The following is a 16,944-nucleotide window of genomic DNA, read 5'->3' on the forward strand; positions in this document are numbered from 1 at the left end:
GGTGGGGTGAGACCTACCTCAGCCCGAACCAGAGCGTTGCAATCCCCAGGAACGAGAAGAACCCGACCACATCCGTCACCGTGGTGACGAACGTCCCCGACGCCACCGCCGGGTCGGCCCTGACGCGTTCGAGCGCCATCGGGATCAGGATGCCGCCGAGCGCGCCGGCGATCAGGTTGCAGACCATCGCAAGCCCGATGACGATGCCGAGGCCCGGAATCCTGAACCAGGCCACCGCCGCGATCCCCGTGATGACGGCAAAGGCGAGCCCGTTGACGAGACCGACCATGCCTTCGCGCATCACCACGCGCCAGGCGTTGGAAGCGCCGAGTTCGCGCGTCGCCAAAGCCCGCACCGCGACCGTCATGGTCTGGGTGGCGGCATTGCCGCCCTGGCTCGCGACGATCGGCGCCAGCACGGCGAGCGCGACCATCTTCTCCAGCTGCCCCTCGAACAGGCCGAGCACGGAGGACGCCAGGAAGGCGGTGGCGAGATTGACCAGCAGCCAGTTGAACCGCGCGCGCGCAATGGTGAACACGGTGTCTGACAATTCTTCGTCGCTGGTGACGCCGCCGAGCGCCTTGAGGTCCTCGTCCGCCTCCTCCTCGATGACGTCGACGACGTCGTCGACGGTGATGACTCCGACGAGGCGGTCCTGGGTGTCGAGCACGGGAGCCGCGACGAGATTGTACTTGCCGAACATGCGCGCCACCTCCTCCTGGTCCTCCAGGACGGAGACGCGTCGGCGGTCCTCGTCGGTCAGTTCGGTGAGCGGCACCGGGCGGCGCGCCCGCAGCAGCACGTCGAGCGAGACCGCACCCTGCCAGTGCTGGTCCTTGTCGACGACGTAGATCTCGTAGAAGCGGTCCGGCAGATCCGGCGTCTCGCGCATGTAGTCGATCGCCTGGCCCACCGTGAAATCCTGGGGCACCGCGATGAACTCGTTCTGCATCCGGCGTCCGGCCGAGTTCTCCGGATACAGCAGGCTGCGTTCGAGCGCGACACGCTCCTTGAGCGGCAGCTTCTCGAGGATCTCCTCCTGATCCGCCTGGTCGAGGGTTTCGAGCAGCTCCACCGCGTCGTCGGATTCGAGCTCGCGAACGCCTTCGGCGACGGTCTCCGGCGGCAGTTCCTCGAGGATGTCCTCGCGCACGCCCTCGTCGAGCTCGTTCAGTGCGGAGAAGTCGAAATCGCGCCCGGTCAGTTCAACCAGGCGGACCCGGTCGTCGGGCTCGAGGGCGCCGATGAGATCGCCGAGATCGGCCTCGTGCAGCTCGGCGACGCAGGCGCGCAGCGAGGCGCTGTCGCCGGCCTCGATCGCATGGGCGATTTCCTCGACGAATTCGTGCCTGATATCGCCGTCTTCATTGCGCATCGGCACGTGGTCGAGTACCGAATCCGCAGCGGTCGGGGCACCGTCCATATGTTCATCCATGGTGCGCCTCGCCGTTTGACAGGTTGGATCTGGTGGCCTGAGCTGACGGTCAGGCAATACCCACAAGGCAAAGCCGAGCGCAATGACAAAGATGCTTCGACGGAGGTGGACCTCGATGTCATCGGGCGCAGCCCTCGCTGTCTTGATCGGCATCGCTTCGGCCGTGGCCGCCGAGTGTCCGCGCAAGGACGCGCTCGGCACCTCGCGCGTGCTGAGCGTCGATGCCAGGACCACGCCGCGCGTGGGCCTGAAGAGCTTTCCGCAGACGCTGCCCCTCGCCGATCACGAGGTCGTGCTGACCTTCGACGACGGACCGAACCCGCCGACGACGTCGAAGGTGCTGGCGGCGCTGGCGCAGGAATGCGTGCGCGCGACCTTCTTCCTGATCGGCCTGCACGCCAGCCAGCAGCCGGACATGGTCAAGCGCATCGCCCGCGAGGGCCACACCATCGGCCACCACACCTTCTCGCATCCGTTCATGGCGCGGATTCCGTTCGACAAGGCCAAGAGCGAGATCGACCGCGGCATCGCGGCCGACGAGATGGCGCTGCACGGCGCCTCGACGACGACGCCCTCGACGCCGTTCTTCCGCTTCCCCTATTTCGATGCGACGCAAGCGCAGCTCGACCTGCTCCAGTCGCGCGGCATCGTGGTATTCGGCGCCGACCTCTGGGCCAGCGACTGGAACGAGATGACGCCGGAGCAGGAACTGAAGCTGGTCACGGAGCGCCTTGCGGCGGCCGGCAAGGGCATCATCCTGTTTCACGACCCCAAGGCGCGGACCGCCGCGATCATGCCTGCCTTCCTGCGGTATCTGAGGGAGAACGGATATCGGGTGGTCCACATCGTGCCGGCCGGCGCGCCTCAGAAGAACGCCGATGCGCGCTGATGCCGGAAAGTCACGCCGTCGCAAAATGGGGTGATCCGAGCCCTATTAACACTCCGTTCATGCTACCCGATGCAAATGGAATGGGACTTTGCAATGGGAAAGGCTCTTGGTGCCTGAACCGTTTCATGCTGTCTCCGACCTACTATGGTGGCAATCGCGTATGAGGCAGACGGGTTCATGATCGGAAGTGGCGTTGTCTTGCGGACGCGATCGTGGATCGTCCTTTGCCTCGGATTCTTGACGGTCGGTGCACCGGCGGCGCTTGCGGCCGACTGTCCCGGCCATCCAGACGCGCTCGGGACCTCCCGCACCCTGGTGGTCGATCCGCGCGAGCATCCGCGGATCGGCACCATGCAGTACCGCGAGACGCTGCCCCTGAAGGACCATGAGGTCGTCCTGACCTTCGACGATGGTCCCCTGCCGAAATATTCCAATCAGGTCCTCAAGATACTCGACGACGAGTGCATCAAGGCGACCTTCTTCATCATCGGCAGCCAGGCCAAGGCGAACCCCGAAGGCGTGCGCAAGCTGGTGGCGGCGGGCCACACCGTCGGCACCCACAGCATGAACCATCCGCTGACCTTCAACCGGATGCCGGCCGAAAAATTCGAACCCGAGATCAACGGCGGCATCGAGTGGACCTCGGCCGCGATGACCGATCCGTCCAAGCTGGCGCCGTTCTTCCGCATTCCCGGCCTGATGCGCGCCGAGGGCGTCGAGGACTATCTGATCTCGCGCGGCGTCCAGGTGTGGAGCGCCGACTTCCCGGCCGACGACTGGCGCCATGTGTCGTCCGACCGCGTCTATCAACTCGCGATCCAGCGGCTGGAGGCCAAGGGCAAGGGCATTTTGCTGCTGCACGACATCCAGGCCCGCACGGTCGCGGCGCTGCCAAAAATCATCCGCGACCTCAAGGCGCGCGGTTATCGCATCGTCCATGTTGTGCCGGCGACCCCCGAGCGGCCGGCGACGCCGACCACGCCGGTGGAATGGCTGCTGCACCCGCCGACCGAGACCGTGCCGATCGCGCGCTGGCCTTCCGTTCCGAGCTTCGTGTTCACGCAGACCAGGACGCTTCCGGCGCCCGCGCTCGCCGACCTCAATGCGCAGACCGGGCATCAGCCGCTGCTGCCGCGCCGGACCAAGGGTCAATTAGACGTCGCATCCGCCCTGCCCGTGCCCGGCCGCGCCCTGTTTGCGATTCCGGAAGGCTCGGTCGAGGTGCTGCTGTCGACGACATTGTCGCGGCGTGCCGCGGCGCGGCTGGCAATGGCCGCCGAGACGCCGCATGCGGCCAGGGGCAAGACGGCAAAGGGTAAGATAGCCAGGCTCCAGGGCCGGCACATCGCGCATGCGGCAGCGGCCGCGCCAAAGCCTGCCGCGCCGGCCAAGAGCGCGACGCCGCGCTCGATCCGCGTCGCCACCAGCGCGAAGAAGCGCGCTTAAACCCTCACTGCCGCATGATGGCGGCAACGCAGAGCAGCACGATCAGCGCCAGGAAGAACAGATCCATATAGGATTTGAGCTCGCCGTCGCGGCGCAGCCGGGCAACGTCGGCGATCACCTGCTTGCGCGCGTTCGTTCCTCCGGAGCCGTCATTGATCGGGCCCTGAAGGCGCCGCGTCTCCGCTTCCAGCTTCTCGATCTTCTGGAAGAAGTAGAACGCGCGCAGCGTCGAGGCGGCGCGCATCGCGGCATAGACCAGCACCAGGATCGCAAGTATGGCCCGGTTGGGATACTTCTCCATGAAGTTCAGGCTGAAATAGACCACCGCCATGAACGCGAAGTTGGTGAAGAAGCGATAGACGAAGCTGAGGAAAACCATGCTGGCTGGGGCCTTGAACGGTACGCAGCCGGATGGTGCTGCGAATGCGGGATCGGGACCCAGACCGGGGGCTGGGTTGAGACGGCCCGTCTACGCCAACTTTGTTTCAACAAAGATACTGCATGTCGCCGCCTTTTAGCCACACGTCGCCATAATGCAAGCCGGAGATGCCTTGCAGCGCGCCCGCGACCTCTCAATGGCGATTTGGCGGAAGTCGCGATAGACTGGACGTTGCAGCCACATCCGGGGTCCGCCGATGCCGAAGAAGGGAATCACCGGCCACGACGACTGGGTTCTGACCGAGGCCCTCGCGACCGCCCTGGTCGCGCTGGAGCAGCTCGAACCGAAGCACCAGCCGAACGCGCATATGGACGACATCCGCAAGATGCTCGCGAACGGCAAGGAGCCCGCGGCGGTGAGCCTGCACCTCGCCCAGGCCAAATGCCGCCTGTTTCCCGACCTCGACCCGCTGGAGATCTACCGGGAATACGGCATCGGCGAGGAATATGGCTGACGGGGCCGGCCGCCCGCCCTGTCCTTATGCTAGTTTCGTGACGTCTTGAGCAACGGGCATTCGCTCTCGCTCAGCGGCATGAAGGCGTCCGCGGCAGGTATCTTCTCGACGACGTTGTAATAGTCCCAGGGCGTCTTCACGTCCGCGGGCTTCTTGACTTCGACGAGATAGAAATCGTGCACCAGCTTGTTGTCGGCGCGCAGCCGCGCGCCGCGGGCGTAGAAATCGTCGACCGGCATCGCGCGCATCTTGTCGAGCACCGCGTTGGTCTCGTCCGTTCCAGCGGCCACAGCCGCTCTCAGATATTGCAGCACGGCGGAATAGACGGCGGCCTGCGGCGCGGTCGGCATGGCCTTGTGGAGCTTGTAGAATCTCTCGCCGAACGCGCGCGTCTCGTCGTTCAGGGCCCAGTACCAGGCGGTCACGGTCGTCAGCCCCTTGGCGGTTTCGACGCCCATGGCGTGCACGTCGGTCAGGAACATCAGCTCGGCGACCGGCTTCTGCGTCCCGACGTTCATCCCGAACTCGTGCCATTGCTTCATCACGGTCACGAGCTGCTCTCCGGCATTGGCAAAGGCGACGACCTTGGCCTTCGAGGCCTGGGCTTGCAGCAGGAAGGAGCCGTAATCGGCGTTTCCGAGCGGATGAAAGACGGCACCAAGCGACTTTGCCTTTCCTTCCGCAAGCACACGCTGGGACACCTCCACCATATTGCGTCCGAACGCGTAATCGGCCGCGATGAAGAACCAGCTGTCGTAGCCTTGCGACACCAGCTTTCGGACCGATCCGGAGACGAGATTGTAATTGTCGTGCAGCCACATCAATCCGGTCCGCGCACATTGCTTGCCGCCGATTTCGGTGGTGCCGACCGCCGAATAGACGACGATCTTGTTCTTGTCGCGCGCGATCGACTGGATGGCGAGAGCCACCGCCGAATTGCCGACGTCGGCAACCATGTCGACGCCGTCAACGTCGAACCATTTGCGGACGATCTGGGCCCCGATGTCCGGCTTGTTCTGATGGTCGGCGAAGACGATCTCCACCTTGACGTCCGGGCTCGCCTTCTGGAAATCCTCGATTGCGAGCTTTGCGGCGACGACGGAGCCTGGTCCGGAATTGTCCGACAGTGGGCCCGACTGATCGTTGACGATGCCGAGCTTGATGACCCCGCCGGAGAAGTCGGCCGCTGCACCCGGCTCCGCCAGCGCGGCCGAACCCAGCGCCAGGATGAGGCCGAAGCTCATGCGGCAAAGCCAGCCGCGCGACGATAGCAATTCTCCAACACGACAAGGCGCCATTGCCCCCTCCGCTGTGACATCGCGACGGCATGTCGACGATGATCGATCGATGTCCCCTCGCCGACAGCGCACCGTGCGCCGATCCCGCGGCGGCTCGGCCGGTCGAAGCTGGCTCGCTATCCCTGCCGCTGGAGGGCCTTCCTGACGAACTCCAGCCGCCGCGCCTGCGCAGGCGCAACCCGTTCCTTCATGGCAGCGACGATCGCGGCCGGCGCCGTATCAGGCGAGCCGGCGGCAAAGGGCGGTGCGGGATTGTACTCCATGCGCAGCTGGATCATCTCCGCCGCGTCACGGCCGCGCAGCATCGCCACCAGCGTGAGCGCGAAATCGATACCGGCGGTGATGCCGCCGCCGGTCATGCGATTGCGATCGATGCAGACCCTCTCCAGCGACAGCTCGGCTCCGAACAACGGCAGCGCATCCCTCGCCGTCCAGTGCGTCGCCGCGCGATATCCCTTCAGCAGACCGGCCGCACCCAGCACGAGCGAACCGGTGCAGACCGAGGTCACGTATGTCGCACCCTTCTCCTGCTTTCGCAGAAAGGCGAGAACGTCGTCGTCCAGCATCAGCTCGTCAGTGCCGTAGCCGCCGGGAACGCAGATCACGTCGAGCTGCGGGCAATCGGCAAAGGTGACGGTCGGCGTCAGCGCGATCACGGAATCGCTCGGCACGGGCTCGATGCGTTTCCAGACCAGATGCACTGTCACGTCGGGCAGGCTGGAGAAGACCTGGGCGGGACCGGTGAGATCGAGCTGGGTGACACGCGGAAAAACCAGAAGACCGATCTGCAACGGGCCCGACATGTCCAACCTCGACAACGCGCTTGACGGTTGCAGCCTGCCATGTTGGCCTTGCGGTCGAAATGGCTTAATTCCCTCAATTCTGGACACGCCCATGATCGGCTTCCTGATCTTTCCCGAATTCCAGTTGCTGGATGCGGCCGGTCCGATCTCGGTGTTCGAGATCGCCAGGCGTCACACGCCGGACGCGCCGCGCGTGATCACGGTCGCAACGAAGGCGGGCGCCGTTCGCAGCTCGTCGGGCATCGAGATGCTGGCGCGCAATCTGCGATCGGCAAGCGCGGTGACGACGCTGTTCGTCGCGGGTGGAGAGGGTGTTGAGGCCGCGGCACGCTGCAAGACGACGATCGCCTTCATTCAGCGATTGGCGAGCCGCGGCGTGCGCATCGCCAGCGTCTGCAACGGCGCCTATCTGCTCGCGCAGGCCGGACTGCTCGACGGCCGCTGCGCGACCACGCACTGGTCCTGCACCCGCGACTTCATCGGACGCTACCCGAAGGTGAGGCTCGAACCGGACCAGATCTTCATCCGCGACGATCGAGTGTGGACGTCGGCCGGCATCACGGCCGGGATCGATCTGGCGCTCGCCATGATCGCACAGGACCACGGCGAGGAGGTCTCGCAAGCGACCGCGCGGCAGCTGGTGCTCTATCATCGCCGCAGCGGCGGACAATCGCAGTTCTCGACCTTGCTCGAGCTCAAGACGCCGAACGGCCGCTTCGGCAGCCTTCTTTCATGGGTGCGCGAAAATCTGGACGCGCATCTCACGGTCGAGGCGCTGGCCGAGCGCGCCGGATTGAGCACCCGCCATTTCGTCCGCTCCTTCATCGCCGAGACCGGATCGACGCCGACCAAGGCGGTCGAACGGCTGCGGGTCGAAGTGGCGCGCGAGCGGGTGCAGTCCTCCGGAGAGGCCATCGAGCGCGTCGCCCAGTCCACGGGCTTTCGCGACCCCGAGCGGATGCGCAGAGCCTTCATCCGCGCTTTCGGCCAGCCGCCGCAGTCGCTGCGACGCTCGGCGCGAAGCGCAGGAGAAGCGGCCGGTCGAACCTAGGGTCACGCCAGGCGGCGCGGCAGGCTGTGGTGGATCGTGCAGGCGGCAAGCGCGGCGTGGCCGAATGCGACAGAGATCTGGTGCAGGTCGGTGACGACATCGCCGATGCCGTAAAGACCGTCAACCGAGGTGCGCAAATGGTCGTCGACCTTCAGAAAGCCCTCCCCGCTATGCTCGGCGCCCAGCGAGACCGCGAGCTGCGAACGCACCTCGGCCCCCATCGCCGGATAGACCACGTCGAACTGCATCGTCCGGCCACAGGCCAGGACAGCCTCGAGGCCTCCCACCCTCCGCCGCAGACGCAGGTCGGGCGCGGACACGATCTCGACGCCGGCCTCGGCCAGCTCCGATCTCGCGCTCTCGTCGTGGTCTTCTCCGGTTGCGAGCAGCGTCACCTCGCGCGAGTAGCTGCGAAGGAACAGCGCCTTGCCGGCGGCCCGGCGAAGCGGACCGACGATGCCGATGCGGCGGCCGATCGCCTCAAAGGCGTCGCAGACGGGACAATAGCGCAGCAGTCCGTCCGCGACCGCGGCGCGCCACTGCTCGAACGGAGGATGGATGTCGACGATGCCGCTGGCGAGGATGACGGTGATGGCTTCGTGCGCGCCGCCGTTCCAGATCGCCTGAAAGCCGCCGTCGCGTCGCTGCAGGGCGGTGACCTCGGCTTCCACGCGCACAACAGCGAGCTCGCCCAACTGCGCCGACATGCGCGCGATCAGGTCCGTGCCTGATAGTCCGTGGACGAAGCCCGGAACATTGTGGCTGCGCGGGATCAGCGCAGCCCGGCTGGCGCCGGCGTCCACCACACAGACGCTGCGGCGGAAGCGCGCCAGATAGAGCGCGGCCATCAGCCCCGCGGGGCCGCCACCGACGACCAGGCAGTCAAACCGCGCGGGCATCATTTGGGATTCGGGTCCGCGAGACCGCGGCCGGGCTCCTGCAGGTGTCCGCCCCGCGCCAGCCGGACGGCGTTGCCCAGCGCGCGCGCCGCGTTCTGCACCTCCTGCTGGAATTCGCAGTCTTCATCAAGTGCGTGATGCGCGGTGGCGTAGGGCTCCATGTAGCCGACATAGCCGTCGAGTTCGGCGAAGCGGCCCGCCGAGATCAGCTGCATGTCGGTCAGCCAATCCGACAAGCCGCGGCGCACGCCCTCGGCACCGACGGCATCGCCGTGAACGACGACACCGAAATGACGGCCGGCGAGATGACGCGGATAGGGCCATCCCTTCAGCTCCAGCGCCTGGGCTTCATCGGCCTTCTTGCCGTGCGTCGAGGTCGGGTCGGGATTGCCGCCATCGGCACAGACCATGCGGTCAATCATCGCCTTGAGCCCCGAGGGCACGTGATACCAGTTCACCGGCGTCACGATCAGGATGCCGTGGGCGGCGACCCACAGCGGATAGATCTCGTTCATCCAGTCGTCGGTCTGCCCCAGCGAATAGTTCGGATAGCAGCTGCAGGGCCAGTGGCAGAGCGGCATCGCGGTCGAGACGCAGGATTTGCAGGGATGGATCCTCTTGCCGAACTCCGAGGCGAGACGCGACAGATCGAGGATATCGACGGCGAACCCCATCTCGACGAACACAGGTTCGGCCAGCTTGACCAGGCGCCAGGTCTTGGACATCTCGCCGGGACAGGTGTGCTCGCTGCGGGCCGAGCCGTTGATGATCAGGATTCGCGGCGTCTCGTTCGCATCGTCGTGCCGTCGCTGTGCCTGGAGAATCCTGGCACGCGCGTCGAGCCAGTCGATGGCGATGTCGTAGTCGGGATCGGAAAAGCCTGCGCCCGCCTTCCGCGTCAACGGCGCCTTGCGCGAATGGCTGTAGTCGTCCCAGGCGGCTTCGGTGATGGCATCGAGCTCACGCTGGAGCGGGGCGAAGGCGGGATCGACGAACTGGCCCTTGTAACGCTGTTCGAATTCACCGCGCGACAGCTTGACGGGCGGCATCCCTTTGCGAATTTCGGCATCCGTCATGCTGGCTCCCGGCAAGGTGGGTCCTGCGACCAACCCGGGGCGCCCCGCGCGGTTCCTTGGCCTTACTGGCGGACCGCTTCCAGTGGCGCGTCGAATTTCGCGATGCGCTGGTCCAGCCGCCACAGCTCGATGCGGTGCGCCAGCACGAGTGCGGCGGCCTCGCGCTTGGCCTGCTCGTCGTCGTCGCAGACGAGATTGATGCATCCGAACACGTGCCCGTCCGGATCGATCTGGAACGCGCGGTAGTGCTTGAAGCTCTGCATCGTCATCATCCGCGTTTCGGGCAAACCGGTGCGCTCAGCCAATCCGTCAGGTTCGAGGTCACTTCGTTCTGCTTGGCGCGCTGCAGCAGCAACTCGCGCTCCTTGCCGGGCGGCAGGCTGAGTGCGCGCTTGCGAGCGTTCTCGGCGAATGCGGCCAACCGTTCCTGAAGCGATTGGGTCTGTTTCCTGCGGTTGCGTGTGGCGGTCATGGTCTTTCACGGCTTTGCTTTTTGATGGGCGGACAGCGGCAACCCGCTGCTGATGTCCGTAGCTTCCGCCGCGCCCGACGGTTCCGGCATTTCAATATGATAACGCCGCGGGATTTTGCCCGAAACGCGCTGCGACGGAACCGAAATACCGATTCGTATGTTCAAGAACGAGTTGCAGAAGCGACTTGAAGGAGAAACGTCATGGCCAAGACAGCATGGAAACGGCCGGGATCACCGATCGGCCGCAAAGGGCCACGTAAGGCCAACCCCGAATACAAGCGCCGCTCGCGCCAGCCGTGGACGCCCGCGGATGTGAGCAAGCTGAAGCAGCTCGCGAAGGGCAACACGCCGACGGGCGTCATGAGTCTCAAGCTGCAGCGTCCGGTCGCAGCCATTCGCAGCAAGGCGCAGCGCGAGGGGATTTCGTTGCGTCCGGTCAACCGCTCTCCCTACAACCGACGGGCCAAGACGGCAAAGCGGCGGTGACGGAAGTGGCCGCCGGGCCGGCTCCCACGGCGGCCGCCTAGTCCGGCGGCTGCAGGCCGGGCGAGCGCAGCCACTCGCTCATCTGCGACCCCGTTTCCGCCTGACGCGCCCTTCGCAACATCTCGTCGCGAGCTACTCCGGGCGGAAGCGACTTGGCTTCTTCGCGGAGTCTCTCGGCCTCAGCGGCGAGCCGCACCTCGAGAACGTCTCTCTGCTTGAATCGATGGCGTGTCGTCACGAAGCGTCCTCCCCTGTGCATGAGGCCGAGCGCGCCGTTGCGTTGCATTCCGTTAAACTGGCTCTCGGCCAATCCGAGCAGACGAACGATAAACGTCTCCGACGCCGGTCGGTTGCGCGGCGGCGACGAAAAAAATCATCGCAGCTCGTCTCGACGCACTGCTTGACCCCAGTGCAAATCACCGAACATTGTCGACGAAATGGCGCGCCGCGAAGAACGCGACCGGTATTGCCCTAGGACTTCGCCGTGCCCGGCTCCGCCATCTCGCGGTGCTGCCTGGCCAGCAGCTCGTTCGGCGTGACGTTGGCGACCGTGGTCTGGATCTTGTTCTTCAATCCGGTGACGATATCGGACTCCCCGCGCAGCATCGCATCGAATCCGGCCTTGGCGACGCCGTAGGCGCCGTCCTTCTTCTCGGTGCCGACCTTGGTGTCCATCATTCCGGCGCGGCGGAAGAACTCGGTGTCGGTGGCGCCCGGCATCAGGCAGGTGACGGTGACGCCGCTGTCGCGCAGCTCCTCGCGCAGCGCGAACGAGAATGAGTCCAGGAATGCCTTGCTGGCATTATAAGCCGCCTGGAAACTCCTGGGCACGAAGCCGGCGATCGAACCGGTGATCAGGATGCGCCCCGCCTTGCGCCGAAGCATCTCGTTGCCGGCGCGATGGATCAGATACAGCGTGCCGGTGATGTTGGTATCGATGAGGTGCTTGATGGCAGCGAAGTCCTGATCGAGGAATGCCTTGCCGAGACCGACGCCGGCATTGGCCAGGAGCGCATCGATCGGCCGGTCGCCGACCGCGGCGCAGAGCTTGTCGACGCCTTCGGTGGTGGAAAGATCGGCTTCAACGGCCTCCACGCCGACGCCGAGCCTGCGCAGATCGACCGCCACCCGCTCGATCATCGGCTCGTCAGCGGCGATGACGAGGTTGAAACCCGCCTGGGCACAGCACCGTGCGAGTTCCAGGCCGATACCGGTGGCGGCACCGGTGACGATTGCGAGTTGATTGGCGGACATGAGCTATCCTTGCGATTGGGATGATGACGCCCAATCATCGCTCGGCGCTCTCGTTCCTATTTGCTTTGCCGTTTGCGCGAGCCGGTGCAGTGCGAAGAATTGCACATCGCCTAGCAACCATCGTCTACCCCTCGACTTAGATGCCAACTGGTTCAGTCGGGAGAATGCAAGATGAAGGCGCTGGTTTGGCACGGCAAGGAGGATATCCGCTGCGACACCGTCACCGATCCGGAAATCCAGGACCCACGCGATGCCATCATCAAGGTCACGAGCTGCGCCATCTGCGGCTCCGACCTGCATCTCTTCCACAATTTCATTCCGGGCATGCTGCCCGGTGACATCATGGGGCACGAGACCATGGGCGAAGTGGTCGAGGTCGGTTCCGGCGTCGACGGCAAGCTGAAGAAGGGCGACCGCATCGTCGTGCCGTTCACGATCATCTGCGGCGAATGCGACCAGTGCAAGCGCGGCAATTTCTCGGTGTGCGAGACCACCAATCGCAAGCGCCATCTCGCCGACAAAGCTTTCGGTCACACCACCGCGGGCCTGTTCGGCTACACCCATCTGACCGGCGGCTATCCCGGCGGCCAGGCCGAATATCTCCGCGTGCCCTATGCCGACGCAACCCACATCAAGGTGCCGGCAGGGATCCCCGACGAGCAGCTGCTGTTCCTCAGCGACATTTTCCCGACGGGCTGGCAGGCCGCGGCGCAATGCGACATCGAACCGACCGACACGGTCGCGATCTGGGGCTGCGGCCCCGTGGGGCAGATGGCAATCCGCAGCGCCATCCTGCTCGGCGCCAACCAGGTGATCGCGATCGATTGCCTGCCCGAACGACTGAGCATGGCGGAAGCCGGCGGCGCCACCACCATCAACTTCGAGACCGAGAGCGTGCTGGAGCGGCTCAACGATCTCACCGACGGCAGGGGACCGGAAAAGTGCATCGACTGCGTCGGCATGGAATCGCATGTGATGGCCTCGCTGCCCGACACGCTGCTCGACCGCGCCAAGCAGATGGTGATGGCCGAGAGCGACCGGCCCCACGTGCTGCGTGAGATGATCTATGTGTGCAGGCCGGGCGGCATCATTTCGGTGCCGGGCGTGTACAGCGGTCTGTCCGATATGCTGCCGATGGGCGCCTTCATGAACAAGAGCCTGACGATGCGGACCGGCCAGACCCACGTCAATCGCTGGACCGACGACCTGCTCCACCGCATCGAGGAGGGCGAGATCGATCCGTCCTTCGTCATCACCCACACCGTCCTGCTCGAGCAGGGTCCTGAGATGTACCAGGTGTTTCGCGACAAGCGCGACTCCTGCGTCAAGGTCGTGCTGAAGCCCTGAAGGAGCAAGCCATGTTTCATTTCTCCAACATCGTCCGCACCAAGGGTGACCCGAAGATCGTCGAGGGTGGACCGAGCCTGAAGCGGCCGGAAGACCAACTTGCCCGCGCGCTTGGCTGGTTCAGCATCGGCCTTGGCGTCGTCGAATTGTTCGCGCCGCGGCGCGTCACGGAGACGCTGGGCATGGAAGGCCATGAGACCATGGTCCGCGCCTTCGGCGTGCGCGAGATCATGGCAGGGATCATGTCGCTGTCGGTCGACAAGAATGCAGGTCTGTGGGCCCGCGTCGGCGGCGACGGGCTCGATGCCGCCGCGCTGCTATCGGGGCTGACGGCCGACAATCCCAAGAAGGGCAACATCGCGCTGGCGCTGCTGGCGGTCGGCGGCATCGCGCTGCTCGACTATCGCGCCGCCCAGGATACCAAGCCGAGGCGGCCGGCGCGGGATGCACGGCGCAAGCTGTATCCGAACCGCAGCGGCTTCCCCAAGGGCATCGAGGGCGCGCGAAACGCGGCCAGGCGGATCGCAGCGCCCGCCAAGGCGTGACCTCAGGCTCGATCCGCGCAGAGGCCGCGAGGAACCATCCGCGCGTCGGCGCGTCTGATCATCACCTCCGACGTCCCCCCTGCCGGAGGCAGACTACGCGAAACCGCGACCCCGGCGTCACCGCCCCTTCAGGCGCCGGGGTCAGCGGCGTGGGTCGGGAGGCAGGTTCACGACATGCTCGCCGACAACGTCAATTAGACACCCCTACTCGCGCCAGAACTCCGCAAGCTCTTCCGCGGTCATCAGGTCGACCTGGCCGTGAAAGCGGGTGCGATACATCGTCATGAGCGCGTCGTGCCCGACGTCGGACGAGCTGCACAAAGCGTCCTCGACGATGACGATCCTGAAGCCGAGATCGACCGCACTCAGCACCGTCGAGAGCACGCAGACGTCCGTCTCCGCGCCCGAGATCACGACCGTGCCGACGTTCTTGTCGACCAGCAGGCTGGCGAGAGCCGGATTGCTGAACGCGGAATAGGCGGGCTTGTCGATGATGGCAGCCGGCGGAACGAACTTGCTCAGAGCGGGCACGAGCTCGAGTGCGGATGGCGGAAGCTGCCTGCGGGTCGCCTGGCTCCAGCGGCGAAAATAGTTCTGCCACTGACCGGGCCGATCTTCCGGATCCTGCGGCGTGATGAAACGCGTAAAGATCGTCCTGGCCCGATGGTGCGCGACGATCGAGGCGATCGTCGGCAGAACCCGCTCCATCCACGGCGTTGCCCACAGACCGCCGGGGGCGAAAATGTTCTGCATGTCGATGCAGAGGTGAACCGCCTCCCTGATCTCGGCCACTTCCGACGTGCTATCCCTCATCGTCCTCCACCGTCAGGCGCATTCGGCTGTTCATAGCGAATGCGAAGGCGAAGGTTTTGGTTCCGAACCGCCGCCGCGGCCGGGATCGAGCCGCAATAGGCCAGCGTCAAATCATGGAGCTGGGAGCGGAGCGATCCGAAGGTGTGCACGCTGTTCGTCGAGCAGGGCAGACCTTGAAATTGATGCACACGGTCAGCGTATTGGATCCATTCGACGCGCGAACCGCTGGTGTTATTGAAGTGATCGGCAGGCAGATCAGAGCAATGCCACCACATCGTATCTTTGCGCCGGACACCGAGGTTCTCGGACGCGCTGCGCTGTTGTCGGGGATACTCTGCCGTCTCCAAGGCTACGAGAAGGACGCCAAGCTTCGCGCGCTCCAGGATTGCGTGCTATTCCTTCAAGCGCAAAAGCTAGGTCTGGTTGTCCTGACCGCGAACGTCGGCGACTACGATACTCTACTAGCTCATTCCAGCAGGGCGCGCGCTGTTCTATCGCGCGAAATGAACTCTTCTCCGAGCGAGAAGCCGCCGAGCTTGTGACGCGTGCCAAGGTGTACTTGCCGCAATCATGCGCAACCGGCTTGACGTTCAATTCGATTTCTACGCTGGGCTGCTCCGCCCGTCCTTCGGGCGCACCGCGGGTCCGGAATTTTGCCTGCCACGACCGCTCCGTACGGGGCAAAGAACAATCACTTGAACGTTCGTAACTCCGGCTGAAGCGCAAAGCGGCTTGACGACGCCGCCGATAACGAATGTAATGTTATAACATTACATATCCGGTGCCAATGCCTCGCCCTCCCCGTATCCCCTTGAAAAGACTGTTCGATCTCCATGCGAAAACTCCCCGTCACCGTCTTGTCCGGCTTCCTCGGGGCTGGAAAGACCACTTTGCTGAACCACGTCCTGAACAACCGGCACGGCCTGAAGGTGGCGGTGATCGTGAACGACATGAGCGAGGTGAACATCGATGCGGATTTGATCCGCGATGGCGGTGCGAACCTGTCCAGGACAGATGAGAAGCTGGTCGAGATGACCAACGGCTGCATCTGCTGCACGCTGCGCGACGACCTCCTGAAAGAGGTCCGCGCCCTCGCCGAAAACGACCGGTTCGATTATCTGCTGATCGAATCCACCGGCATCTCCGAGCCGCTGCCGGTTGCGGCGACCTTCGACTTCCGCTCCGAGGATGGCGAAAGCCTCTCCGACGTGGCACGCCTCGACACCATGGTCACCGTGGTCGACGCGGTGAATTTGCTGAGGGATTATTCATCGACGGATTTCCTTGAGCAACGCGGCGAAGCGCTGGCGAACGACAAGCGCACGCTGGTCGATCTCCTCGTCGAGCAGATCGAGTTTGCGGACGTGATCGTGCTCAACAAGGTCGATGACGCCTCGCCGGCGCAACGCGAAGCCGCACGAAGGATCATCCGGGCGCTCAATCCGGAAGCAGAGCTGATCGAAGCCAACCACAGCCGGGTCCCCTTCGATCGCATTCTCGACACCGGCCGGTTCGACTTCGAAAAGGCGCAAGCGCATCCGCTCTGGTTCAGGGAACTCTACGGCTTCGCCGATCATGTGCCGGAGACGGAGGAATACGGCGTCACCAGTTTCGTCTATCGCGCGCGCCGGCCGTTCGACCCCGAAAAATTCGACAAGTTCGTGCGAGAACCCTGGCCCGGTGTCATTCGCGGCAAGGGACATTTCTGGCTGGCGACGCGCCCGCAATGGCTTGGCGAGATCAGCCAGGCCGGCGCGATCACGCGCACCGAGGCCCTCGGATTCTGGTGGGCGAGCGTGCCTGCGGAACGCTGGCCGGACGACCCGTTTTGGCGCAAGCGGTTGCGCGAGAACTGGAACGACGTCTATGGCGATCGTCGCCAGGAAATCGTGTTCATCGGCGCAGGCATGGACGAAAGCGCACTTCGCGCACGCCTGGACGCCTGCCTGGTCCCGGGCAAGCCGGCCATGAACGTCGCGGAATGGGCGAAGCTTGCGGACCCGTTTCCAGTCTGGCGGCGCGCGAACGAAGTCGTGGGCCGCGAATGACCAAAATCGTCCGCTTTGCCTCCAAATCAGAACTCGAACGGCAGCGCCTCATCCGCGAGGCGCGCGCGATCTACGACAGCATCTTCCCACCGGACGTCCCTGCCGGCGACTGCGCGCATGATCGATCGGATCAACCGGCGGCGCACGAGGCGGCCGCCGAAATCCAGTCCAAACAACGATAAAATGAAG

General features: G+C 64.7%; 21 protein-coding genes. 10 read left to right on the plus strand and 11 right to left on the minus strand.

What is annotated here, in order from left to right; translation table 11 throughout:
• Nucleotides 1-13 precede the first annotated feature (13 nt).
• On the minus strand, nucleotides 14-1,435 hold the full coding sequence (mgtE, locus tag IVB24_RS25415; protein ID WP_247769447.1) for a magnesium transporter: 1,422 nt from the start codon (nucleotides 1,433-1,435) through the stop codon (nucleotides 14-16).
• A 115-nt stretch (nucleotides 1,436-1,550) separates the two neighbouring features.
• Here mgtE and IVB24_RS25420 point away from each other — a divergent pair, with 115 nt between their 5' ends.
• Nucleotides 1,551-2,324, plus strand: coding sequence for a polysaccharide deacetylase family protein (locus IVB24_RS25420; protein WP_247769448.1), 774 nt, complete (start codon nucleotides 1,551-1,553; stop codon nucleotides 2,322-2,324).
• 177 nt (nucleotides 2,325-2,501) lie between these two features.
• On the plus strand, nucleotides 2,502-3,770 hold the full coding sequence (locus tag IVB24_RS25425; protein WP_247769449.1) for a polysaccharide deacetylase family protein: 1,269 nt from the start codon (nucleotides 2,502-2,504) through the stop codon (nucleotides 3,768-3,770).
• Nucleotides 3,771-3,774: 4 nt separating this feature from the next.
• Here IVB24_RS25425 and IVB24_RS25430 read toward each other — a convergent pair whose 3' ends face one another.
• Complete coding sequence (locus tag IVB24_RS25430; protein ID WP_247769450.1) at nucleotides 3,775-4,149, minus strand: hypothetical protein; 375 nt, start codon at nucleotides 4,147-4,149, stop codon at nucleotides 3,775-3,777.
• 256 nt (nucleotides 4,150-4,405) lie between these two features.
• Here IVB24_RS25430 and IVB24_RS25435 point away from each other — a divergent pair, with 256 nt between their 5' ends.
• A complete protein-coding gene (locus tag IVB24_RS25435; RefSeq protein WP_063194972.1) occupies nucleotides 4,406-4,663 on the plus strand; it encodes a hypothetical protein in 258 nt (85 codons plus the stop codon).
• Nucleotides 4,664-4,692: 29 nt separating this feature from the next.
• On the opposite strand, the gene IVB24_RS25440 is transcribed toward IVB24_RS25435, so the two are convergent.
• Together IVB24_RS25440 and IVB24_RS25445 are read right to left on the minus strand one after the other, a co-directional pair.
• Nucleotides 4,693-5,907: an ABC transporter substrate-binding protein gene (locus IVB24_RS25440; protein ID WP_247769451.1), complete on the minus strand. Its 1,215-nt coding sequence runs from the start codon at nucleotides 5,905-5,907 to the stop codon at nucleotides 4,693-4,695.
• A gap of 170 nt (nucleotides 5,908-6,077) precedes the next feature.
• Nucleotides 6,078-6,764 (minus strand): DJ-1/PfpI family protein, encoded by a 687-nt coding sequence (locus tag IVB24_RS25445; protein ID WP_247769452.1) that lies wholly within the window; start codon nucleotides 6,762-6,764, stop codon nucleotides 6,078-6,080.
• A gap of 91 nt (nucleotides 6,765-6,855) precedes the next feature.
• Here IVB24_RS25445 and IVB24_RS25450 point away from each other — a divergent pair, with 91 nt between their 5' ends.
• A complete protein-coding gene (locus tag IVB24_RS25450; RefSeq protein WP_247769453.1) occupies nucleotides 6,856-7,815 on the plus strand; it encodes a GlxA family transcriptional regulator in 960 nt (319 codons plus the stop codon).
• A 2-nt stretch (nucleotides 7,816-7,817) separates the two neighbouring features.
• Here the strand turns inward: IVB24_RS25450 and IVB24_RS25455 are convergent, their stop codons facing one another.
• The 4 genes from IVB24_RS25455 to IVB24_RS25470 all read right to left on the minus strand — a co-directional run bounded on the left by IVB24_RS25455 (nucleotide 7,818) and on the right by IVB24_RS25470 (nucleotide 10,262).
• Complete coding sequence (locus IVB24_RS25455) at nucleotides 7,818-8,717, minus strand: NAD(P)/FAD-dependent oxidoreductase (RefSeq protein ID WP_166469077.1); 900 nt, start codon at nucleotides 8,715-8,717, stop codon at nucleotides 7,818-7,820.
• A complete protein-coding gene (locus IVB24_RS25460; RefSeq protein ID WP_247769454.1) occupies nucleotides 8,714-9,790 on the minus strand; it encodes a flavodoxin family protein in 1,077 nt (358 codons plus the stop codon). Before IVB24_RS25460 ends, IVB24_RS25455 begins: the two co-directional genes overlap by 4 nt.
• A 62-nt stretch (nucleotides 9,791-9,852) precedes the next feature.
• On the minus strand, nucleotides 9,853-10,062 hold the full coding sequence (locus tag IVB24_RS25465; RefSeq protein WP_244637424.1) for a hypothetical protein: 210 nt from the start codon (nucleotides 10,060-10,062) through the stop codon (nucleotides 9,853-9,855).
• Entirely contained in the window at nucleotides 10,059-10,262 is a 204-nt protein-coding gene (locus IVB24_RS25470) for a hypothetical protein (RefSeq protein WP_094971885.1), read from the minus strand. Before IVB24_RS25470 ends, IVB24_RS25465 begins: the two co-directional genes overlap by 4 nt.
• A 201-nt stretch (nucleotides 10,263-10,463) precedes the next feature.
• Between IVB24_RS25470 and IVB24_RS25475 the strand changes: the two genes are divergently transcribed.
• Nucleotides 10,464-10,748 (plus strand): hypothetical protein, encoded by a 285-nt coding sequence (locus tag IVB24_RS25475; RefSeq protein ID WP_247769455.1) that lies wholly within the window; start codon nucleotides 10,464-10,466, stop codon nucleotides 10,746-10,748.
• Between the two features lie 37 nt (nucleotides 10,749-10,785).
• Here the strand turns inward: IVB24_RS25475 and IVB24_RS25480 are convergent, their stop codons facing one another.
• Together IVB24_RS25480 and IVB24_RS25485 are read right to left on the minus strand one after the other, a co-directional pair.
• Complete coding sequence (locus IVB24_RS25480) at nucleotides 10,786-10,986, minus strand: hypothetical protein (RefSeq protein WP_094972480.1); 201 nt, start codon at nucleotides 10,984-10,986, stop codon at nucleotides 10,786-10,788.
• A 233-nt stretch (nucleotides 10,987-11,219) separates the two neighbouring features.
• A complete protein-coding gene (locus IVB24_RS25485; protein WP_247769456.1) occupies nucleotides 11,220-12,002 on the minus strand; it encodes an SDR family NAD(P)-dependent oxidoreductase in 783 nt (260 codons plus the stop codon).
• Between the two features lie 171 nt (nucleotides 12,003-12,173).
• On the opposite strand from IVB24_RS25485, the gene IVB24_RS25490 reads away from it, so the two are divergent.
• Nucleotides 12,174-13,349: a zinc-dependent alcohol dehydrogenase gene (locus IVB24_RS25490; RefSeq protein WP_247769457.1), complete on the plus strand. Its 1,176-nt coding sequence runs from the start codon at nucleotides 12,174-12,176 to the stop codon at nucleotides 13,347-13,349.
• A gap of 11 nt (nucleotides 13,350-13,360) precedes the next feature.
• Entirely contained in the window at nucleotides 13,361-13,894 is a 534-nt protein-coding gene (locus IVB24_RS25495) for a hypothetical protein (RefSeq protein ID WP_247769458.1), read from the plus strand.
• 204 nt (nucleotides 13,895-14,098) lie between these two features.
• Here IVB24_RS25495 and IVB24_RS25500 read toward each other — a convergent pair whose 3' ends face one another.
• Nucleotides 14,099-14,707 carry a cysteine hydrolase gene (locus IVB24_RS25500; protein ID WP_247769459.1) on the minus strand — a complete coding sequence of 203 codons (609 nt, stop codon included), beginning with the start codon at nucleotides 14,705-14,707 and terminating at the stop codon, nucleotides 14,099-14,101.
• A gap of 173 nt (nucleotides 14,708-14,880) precedes the next feature.
• Between IVB24_RS25500 and IVB24_RS25505 the strand changes: the two genes are divergently transcribed.
• From IVB24_RS25505 to IVB24_RS25515, 3 genes are all read left to right on the plus strand, one after another.
• The gene (locus IVB24_RS25505; RefSeq protein ID WP_247769460.1) at nucleotides 14,881-15,249 is read left to right on the plus strand and encodes a DNA-binding protein; all 369 of its coding nucleotides are present in this window, start codon (nucleotides 14,881-14,883) and stop codon (nucleotides 15,247-15,249) included.
• A gap of 291 nt (nucleotides 15,250-15,540) precedes the next feature.
• Nucleotides 15,541-16,755 (plus strand): zinc metallochaperone GTPase ZigA, encoded by a 1,215-nt coding sequence (gene zigA, locus IVB24_RS25510; RefSeq protein ID WP_247769461.1) that lies wholly within the window; start codon nucleotides 15,541-15,543, stop codon nucleotides 16,753-16,755.
• A complete protein-coding gene (locus tag IVB24_RS25515; protein WP_247769462.1) occupies nucleotides 16,752-16,937 on the plus strand; it encodes a hypothetical protein in 186 nt (61 codons plus the stop codon). The genes zigA and IVB24_RS25515 overlap by 4 nt, the downstream gene beginning before the upstream one ends.
• Nucleotides 16,938-16,944: the final 7 nt, after the last annotated feature.

Source organism: Bradyrhizobium sp. 192 (genome assembly GCF_023100965.1).
In the GTDB taxonomy this organism is placed as follows: domain Bacteria; phylum Pseudomonadota; class Alphaproteobacteria; order Rhizobiales; family Xanthobacteraceae; genus Bradyrhizobium; species Bradyrhizobium symbiodeficiens.

Coding starts and splice junctions, on each gene's coding strand:
- IVB24_RS25475 (WP_247769455.1), top strand. CDS start 10,464: ATGGCCAAGACAGCATGGAAACGGCCGGGATCACCGATCGGCCGCAAA.
- IVB24_RS25460 (WP_247769454.1), bottom strand. CDS start 9,790: ATGACGGATGCCGAAATTCGCAAAGGGATGCCGCCCGTCAAGCTGTCG.
- IVB24_RS25450 (WP_247769453.1), top strand. CDS start 6,856: ATGATCGGCTTCCTGATCTTTCCCGAATTCCAGTTGCTGGATGCGGCC.
- IVB24_RS25425 (WP_247769449.1), top strand. CDS start 2,502: ATGATCGGAAGTGGCGTTGTCTTGCGGACGCGATCGTGGATCGTCCTT.
- IVB24_RS25485 (WP_247769456.1), bottom strand. CDS start 12,002: ATGTCCGCCAATCAACTCGCAATCGTCACCGGTGCCGCCACCGGTATC.
- IVB24_RS25435 (WP_063194972.1), top strand. CDS start 4,406: ATGCCGAAGAAGGGAATCACCGGCCACGACGACTGGGTTCTGACCGAG.
- IVB24_RS25515 (WP_247769462.1), top strand. CDS start 16,752: ATGACCAAAATCGTCCGCTTTGCCTCCAAATCAGAACTCGAACGGCAG.
- IVB24_RS25420 (WP_247769448.1), top strand. CDS start 1,551: ATGTCATCGGGCGCAGCCCTCGCTGTCTTGATCGGCATCGCTTCGGCC.
- mgtE (WP_247769447.1), bottom strand. CDS start 1,435: ATGGATGAACATATGGACGGTGCCCCGACCGCTGCGGATTCGGTACTC.
- IVB24_RS25470 (WP_094971885.1), bottom strand. CDS start 10,262: ATGACCGCCACACGCAACCGCAGGAAACAGACCCAATCGCTTCAGGAA.
- IVB24_RS25495 (WP_247769458.1), top strand. CDS start 13,361: ATGTTTCATTTCTCCAACATCGTCCGCACCAAGGGTGACCCGAAGATC.
- IVB24_RS25445 (WP_247769452.1), bottom strand. CDS start 6,764: ATGTCGGGCCCGTTGCAGATCGGTCTTCTGGTTTTTCCGCGTGTCACC.
- IVB24_RS25465 (WP_244637424.1), bottom strand. CDS start 10,062: ATGATGACGATGCAGAGCTTCAAGCACTACCGCGCGTTCCAGATCGAT.
- IVB24_RS25455 (WP_166469077.1), bottom strand. CDS start 8,717: ATGATGCCCGCGCGGTTTGACTGCCTGGTCGTCGGTGGCGGCCCCGCG.
- IVB24_RS25490 (WP_247769457.1), top strand. CDS start 12,174: ATGAAGGCGCTGGTTTGGCACGGCAAGGAGGATATCCGCTGCGACACC.
- IVB24_RS25500 (WP_247769459.1), bottom strand. CDS start 14,707: ATGAGGGATAGCACGTCGGAAGTGGCCGAGATCAGGGAGGCGGTTCAC.
- IVB24_RS25430 (WP_247769450.1), bottom strand. CDS start 4,149: ATGGTTTTCCTCAGCTTCGTCTATCGCTTCTTCACCAACTTCGCGTTC.
- IVB24_RS25440 (WP_247769451.1), bottom strand. CDS start 5,907: ATGAGCTTCGGCCTCATCCTGGCGCTGGGTTCGGCCGCGCTGGCGGAG.
- zigA (WP_247769461.1), top strand. CDS start 15,541: ATGCGAAAACTCCCCGTCACCGTCTTGTCCGGCTTCCTCGGGGCTGGA.